The sequence below is a fragment of the Moorena sp. SIO4E2 genome, from assembly GCF_010671945.1.
Lineage (GTDB): Bacteria > Cyanobacteriota > Cyanobacteriia > Cyanobacteriales > Coleofasciculaceae > Moorena > Moorena producens.
The window spans coordinates 1-5799 of sequence record NZ_JAAHIE010000469.1 but is presented as its reverse complement, the minus strand read 5'-3'; the positions used below and the strand labels follow the sequence as shown (position 1 = coordinate 5799).

Sequence of the window (5799 nt, the reverse complement as noted above, 5' to 3'; positions counted from 1 at the left end):
CGATATTAAAAAGACGCTAGGAGGGCTAGTATATTTGAGACGTATAATAGTTTGAATAAACTTAGACTGTTTGATGCCTCCGCTACTACCTGCTCCTCGTGGAATCCCACTGGGTGTAAGCTTTAGTGGTTGTGCGTTGGATAAGGTAAGACCACGGCAATTGTTGGTGTTACCGTTCTTATTCAGATAGTAAGATTCTGTAAGTCCTACCACCGCTTGGATAACTTTCTGGAAGGCTGAGAACAGACGTTTGGTTCTGGGGATTAATTTGCCTTTACCGGTGGTTCCTGATGTTTCTTGAAATAGAATAATGGGCTCTGCTACCAGTTGATTAAACTTGCCGGTATTGGCAATATTATTAATAATATCTTGGTAGTCTTGATAAGTAGAAATAGGATGTGCTTTTCGGAAGTCTTTGACTGACTTAATCTCGGAAAATTTGTACCTTTTACCGTAGTCAGTGTCCTTCTGAAGCTTCAAAATATCCATCAGGACTTTAGTTTGAACTTTGGCAGCGTTTGCGGTGTCATTTTGTAACTTTTTTAGATTGCTTTTACTGAAATAATTCAATATTACTAGTAACAAGCGATCAGAAATTATATCGATTAGTTTTAGAGGGTGCTCTAGCATGATTTTTTCCTAACGCTTACTTTCAAAACGATTGAATTAGCGGCAAGTAGAGGAATGCTCAAATTCGGTTTTAACTTTTGGTTTTAACTTTTGGTTTTAACTTTTGCCACTAAGCGCGTCTAACACGACACCAGAAATGATTTTACTCCTTCAGGCAACACGAACCAAAATCTCTCCAGCAACTCGCTCCCCTGATTCCAACGCTGATTCCATACCAGGAGATGCGATCGCAGTATGTTCCCCAGCAAAGTGAATTCGATTCCAGGGTTTAGCCATCTTGTTCTGAAATCCGCGAATTTGTCCGGGGGCAAAGTGAGCATAAGCTCCCTGAGCATAAGGATCACTACCCCAGGAAACCACACGGGCTATCTCGACATTACCTTCAGTAGCAGGGCGAATTCGCTTCAGTTCAGCCTTGACAAATTGTCCTAATTCCTGTTCTGACATAGCATCTAACTTCTTAGCACTGGCTCCATTAGCCCAGCAGGTTAAGCTTTGGACTTCTCCAGAAGCATCCTTGTGTGGAAAGACCAGCTCTAACACAGAGTCTGTCCACATCCTGATTGGGTAACCGTCTTCTTCCCAGAACGGATTGGTAACAGAAACATGAACCTGTGTGACTATTGTATAGGGTAATTCCTGGACAGCCTCAGCCTGCGCCCCTTCCAAAGGAGGATCGATCTCTACCTGGCGCAGTACAGAAAAAGGCAGAGTACAGACAACGTAGTCAGCCTGGAAGGTTGAGCCATCGGAGCAGTAGACTTGAACACCAGTTTCCTGGCTGCGGATAGCTGTCACTACTTTCTTGGTTTGGACAACAGAGTTCAGAGATGCTGCCATCTGTTCAGGCAAGCGAGAGTTGCCGCCTTTGACATGCATCATGGTCTTGCTTAGAGTCTGTACTTGTTGGTCATTCTTGAATGCCCACAAGGCCGAGGCAGTTTCCAAGCTGTTCATTGAAAAAGGATAAACGTTCATCAGGCGAAGGGCTTCTGGAGATGCCCCTTGGGCAAGCATATAGTCATCTAGAGGGATATCTAGGTCAAAATGGGTCGGGGATCTCCATGCTGTAGCATCTTCCAAGGGATTATTGGGGTGGAGGTAATGGGTTAGCAAACGAGGTGGAACTATACTACGCTCGCTTTCTGCTAACTGATTCGCCATAGATTTAGACCAGTCTGGGGTCAATACAGATTGCCCATTAATATGGAGTAGCAGTGCCCTGTCCAACTGCTGAAGCGGTTCCACAGGTACTTTCAGCTTCTGGGCTAGAGTTAACAGGCGCTGGTATGTCTCGCTCAAACTCTGACCTCCGGCTTCTGGTTTACCCGGTAGGTCATCTAAGGTATAGATACGACCACCAACGCGATCGCGTGCTTCCAATACCGTTACCGAAATCCCCTTTGCCTCTAATAGCAACGCGCTATATAAACCGGAAAGACCAGCACCGATCACCACTACTGAGGTGGGCTTAATCGAAGCAGATGCAGCAATCTGTTTAGATGCTCGTCCTACCACGAGGGTGGCTAGGGCAGACTGAGCCATCCGACCCAGGAATTTACGGCGATTAAGACCTCTAGTAGTCATTAGTTTGTAGTGATTATTGCATTATTTGATTATTTTAATATTTCATTTTATTGTTTACTATTACAAACTGATCACATAGTTTAATTTTTATGTACTTGCCATGGTAGCAAGAAGACAATTTAGCAAAATTGTTGAGGAATTCTAATCAATTGAATTGAGAGACTTGAATGAGTAATACTCAGTCCACAGGATTGCCTCTTTGGGTGCAGGAAAGAGATACAGTTATCGCCAATGATGCTGGGGTTGAATGGCGAGAGGGCAAACGCCCTGATTATGCCCAAACTAATCAATTTCTTAAGAAAGGGAGTAAATTCAATCATCCAGAGGGGTCTTTGGAAGCGATCGCTCAAAACTTAGTCAGAACCTTCGAAATGGAAGCTTCCTATAAAGCTAATCCTGAACAGTGGTTGTCTATTGTTGCCGACCAGTTTCGGATGAGCACTAACGGTGGACCAAAGTACAATGCCCAGACTGTTGCTGATATCGGAACATACAACGTATTTCTTGGGGATACGGAACACTATCGCTCCACAGAAGAAACCTTTGAATCATCCATAGAAATTTTCCATAAGGCTTTTCCTAATGGCTTTCTCTGGGAACTGATGGAAGTGCTTTCCGCACCTCCTAATGTCACCTTTAAGTGGCGGCATTGGGGGACGTTTAGCGGTTCCTTTAAAGGCCATGAACCCACAGGAGAAACTATAGAAGTTTTTGGCATCAGTATTGCTCGGGTTACTGAAGACTTGAAGATTGTCTCCTTGGAGCATTTCTTCGATAACAGTTTGTTTCTCAAGCAATTAACATCAGGCTGTCCCTTCCACTCTTAAAATTTAAATAATTCGTAAGCATTCAGCTAATGCGCTACGCCCACCCTTGGCCTGTGGCCACGCTGCTTGAGGTGCGAACAGCTTTCAGCTTTCAGCTTATGGGCGTAGCGTGGGCTTTGGCCAAGGGCTTTTTCCCAGACTTTCAATTCGATAAAATCTCACCTGAGTTCGACGTAACCCTGGAAGCCTTAATCTACCGTAGTTGCTCAAAGCCTGTATCCCCCATTGTTGCCTCAAGGGTTCCCGAAGCCTAGCCTGCTTAGGGCTAATCGCTTATACTCAGATCTTGCACCAAGTTTAAAATTTACCTGTCAAGTTAGGGAACAGGGAACAGCGGATCTGGGAACAGTGATAAGATTTGACTATTTCAGTGCTGAAATTGATTGTTATCACTTCCGTTATTAAGTTTTTTTGTACTGGTGCAAGATCTCAGTTATATGGAAATCAGGTTAGGTAGATTATCCCCCATCACCCGATCACCCCATTACCTGATTACCCCATCTATTCAGGTCTGTGATTGCTGTACACTGGCAAAAAAGAAGTCTTGAAGCAGGTTTGAGGACTTCTTTTGGAGGCTGAAAGTCCCTCTCTTAGGAGGTTTTGTAAATAAAATTAACTTTTACGAAAAAAAAATAGTAGGCTTCTTGTATAATTCTCGACATAGAGGTATGTAACTATTTATAGATACCTACTTACCATCTCTCTCTGAAAATTCAGGAGTAAGTTTCATGGTTGTATTAATAGGCGGTCCAGGTAACGATACCTTGATGGGCGGGGCTGGTGATGACACCCTCAGGGGGAATGCTGGCAATGATAGCCTGGTTGGCGGGGCTGGTGATGATAGCCTGGTTGGCGGAGCTGGTAAAGATACCCTGATTGGCGGAGCTGGTAAAGATACCCTGATGGGCGGAGCTGGTGATGACACCCTCAGGGGGAATGCTGGCAATGATAGCCTGGTTGGCGGGGCTGGTGAAGATAGCCTGGTTGGCGGAGCTGGTGATGATAGTCTGCTTGGCGGAGCTGGTAAAGATACCCTGATTGGCGGAGCTGGTAAAGATACCCTGATTGGCGGTGTAGGTAACGACTCTCTGTCTGGCGGTGTAGGTAACGACTCTCTGTCTGGGGGCTTAGGTAATGATACCATCGTAGGTGTAAATCCCAGCAGTAACAATCCAGGTGTTAATGAAATTGATACCTTAACCGGAGGAGCTGGTGCTGATACATTTGCGATTGGAAATAGCAATAATCCTTACTATGTCGGGGGGGGAGGACCTGCGGGTCTCAATGACTACGCTCTAATTACAGATTTCCAATCTGGTACGGATAAAATTCAACTCAAGCAAGGCATCAACTATACCTTTGGTTCCAACTTTATCGCTCTCGATTCTGGTTCGGGCTTTGATGTTATTGCTATAGTTTCTCCTGGCTATGACCAAGGGGATCTGATGTTTGTATAACGACTAGTACACCGTCTCGGAAATAACTGACTAGTTAAAATCTCCTTGATCTGGCCCGTTTCCCCCTTTTCTTCCTCTCCGTTAAACTGAGTACTCGAACCATTGTGATTAATCGTTTGGTGGGCAGTGCTTACTTTGGCTATGGCCAGCTTGGTGAATCTTTCTGGTGCACTGCCCACCCTACATCAACCTGAGTACTCGAACCATTGTGATTAATCGTTTGGTGGGCAGTGCTTACTTTGGCTATGGCCAGCTTGGTGAATCTTTCTGGTGCACTGCCCACCCTACATCAACCTAAATGGGACAGTGATTAATCCTAGGGTGGGCAGTGCCTAGGAACGGGCAAAGCCCAGCTTGGTGAATCTGTCTGGTGCACTGCCCACCCTACATGAACCTAAATGGGACAGGGGATGTGGGTGAATGGGTACGCTAAATCCCCAATTGTCTGATTCACTTGTCTGATTCAGACGCTACCCCAAGTTATGACTTTTGTCAATAACTTGGGGTAATTTTTGTTTCTAAAATAGAATTTATCAATTCGGTGAGATACTTGCGTATAGGCGGTTTCGACGTCTAATTAGTACATATGTACATAGTAAGTTAACTTCTAGAGAAAAAAAAATAGTAGGCTTCTTGCATAATTACCCAAATCCAGGTGGATAGCTCTTATAGATACCTACTCACAATCTCTAAAAAATTCAGGAGCAACTTTCATGAATACATTAATCGGCGGTCCAGGTAATGACTTTCTACAAGGAGACAACAATGACGATAACCTGATCGGGGGTGCTGGCAATGATACCTTACTAGGTTTGGGTGGCAATGACCTTCTTGATGGGGGTGATGGCAATGACATCCTGGCAGGGGCTGCTGGGGAAGATTTACTTGATGGCAGAGCTGGTAATGATTTATTAAGCGGTGGTGATGGTATTGATCTTCTAGATGGTGGTGAAGGCAATGATACCCTGATTGGCGATCGCGGTGATGACAATATCAATGGCGGAAATGGTAATGACCGACTGATTTGGAATAACGGTGATGGCAGCGATATCATGGAAGGGGGTGCTGGCTTTGATGTGGTAGAAGTCAATGGCGCAGATGGTGCCGGAGATAACTTTGCCCTCAACCCCTTTGGCCCCAGGGTACGCTTTGAGCGGTTGAATCTGGGTCTGTTCAACCTGAATGTCAATGATGTAGAACAGTTTGAGATCAATGGTCTTGGGGGTGATGACACCTTAACTGTTAATGACTTGTCCGGTACTGATGTACAGCTGGTAGTCTTTAACGGCGGTGATGGT

At 45.0% G+C, this 5799-nt stretch carries 6 protein-coding genes; 4 read left to right on the top strand and 2 right to left on the bottom strand.

Going from position 1 to position 5799, the window contains the following annotated elements:
- A partial coding sequence (locus F6K37_RS30695) for a GH3 family acyl-acid amido synthetase (protein WP_287254300.1) occupies positions 1-630 on the bottom strand: 630 nt, incomplete at its 3' end.
- A gap of 150 nt (positions 631-780) precedes the next feature.
- Entirely contained in the window at positions 781-2217 is a 1437-nt protein-coding gene (locus F6K37_RS30690; RefSeq protein ID WP_287254298.1) for a flavin monoamine oxidase family protein, read from the bottom strand.
- A gap of 167 nt (positions 2218-2384) precedes the next feature.
- Between F6K37_RS30690 and F6K37_RS30685 the strand changes: the two genes are divergently transcribed.
- The 4 genes from F6K37_RS30685 to F6K37_RS30670 form a co-directional block, all read left to right on the top strand.
- Positions 2385-3044, top strand: coding sequence for an ester cyclase (locus F6K37_RS30685; protein WP_287254297.1), 660 nt, complete (start codon positions 2385-2387; stop codon positions 3042-3044).
- 29 nt (positions 3045-3073) lie between these two features.
- Positions 3074-3298, top strand: coding sequence for a hypothetical protein (locus F6K37_RS30680; protein ID WP_008181557.1), 225 nt, complete (start codon positions 3074-3076; stop codon positions 3296-3298).
- A gap of 474 nt (positions 3299-3772) precedes the next feature.
- The gene (locus F6K37_RS30675; protein ID WP_287254294.1) at positions 3773-4501 is read left to right on the top strand and encodes a calcium-binding protein; all 729 of its coding nucleotides are present in this window, start codon (positions 3773-3775) and stop codon (positions 4499-4501) included.
- Positions 4502-5214: 713 nt separating this feature from the next.
- On the top strand, positions 5215-5799 hold a 585-nt coding region (locus F6K37_RS30670), incomplete at its 3' end, for a calcium-binding protein (RefSeq protein ID WP_287254292.1).

Bases quoted from the DNA above. Each gene is read 5' to 3' on its own strand.
- F6K37_RS30675 (WP_287254294.1), top strand. From the start codon at position 3,773: ATGGTTGTATTAATAGGCGGTCCAGGTAACGATACCTTGATGGGCGGG.
- F6K37_RS30690 (WP_287254298.1), bottom strand. From the start codon at position 2,217: ATGACTACTAGAGGTCTTAATCGCCGTAAATTCCTGGGTCGGATGGCT.
- F6K37_RS30685 (WP_287254297.1), top strand. From the start codon at position 2,385: ATGAGTAATACTCAGTCCACAGGATTGCCTCTTTGGGTGCAGGAAAGA.
- F6K37_RS30680 (WP_008181557.1), top strand. From the start codon at position 3,074: ATGCGCTACGCCCACCCTTGGCCTGTGGCCACGCTGCTTGAGGTGCGA.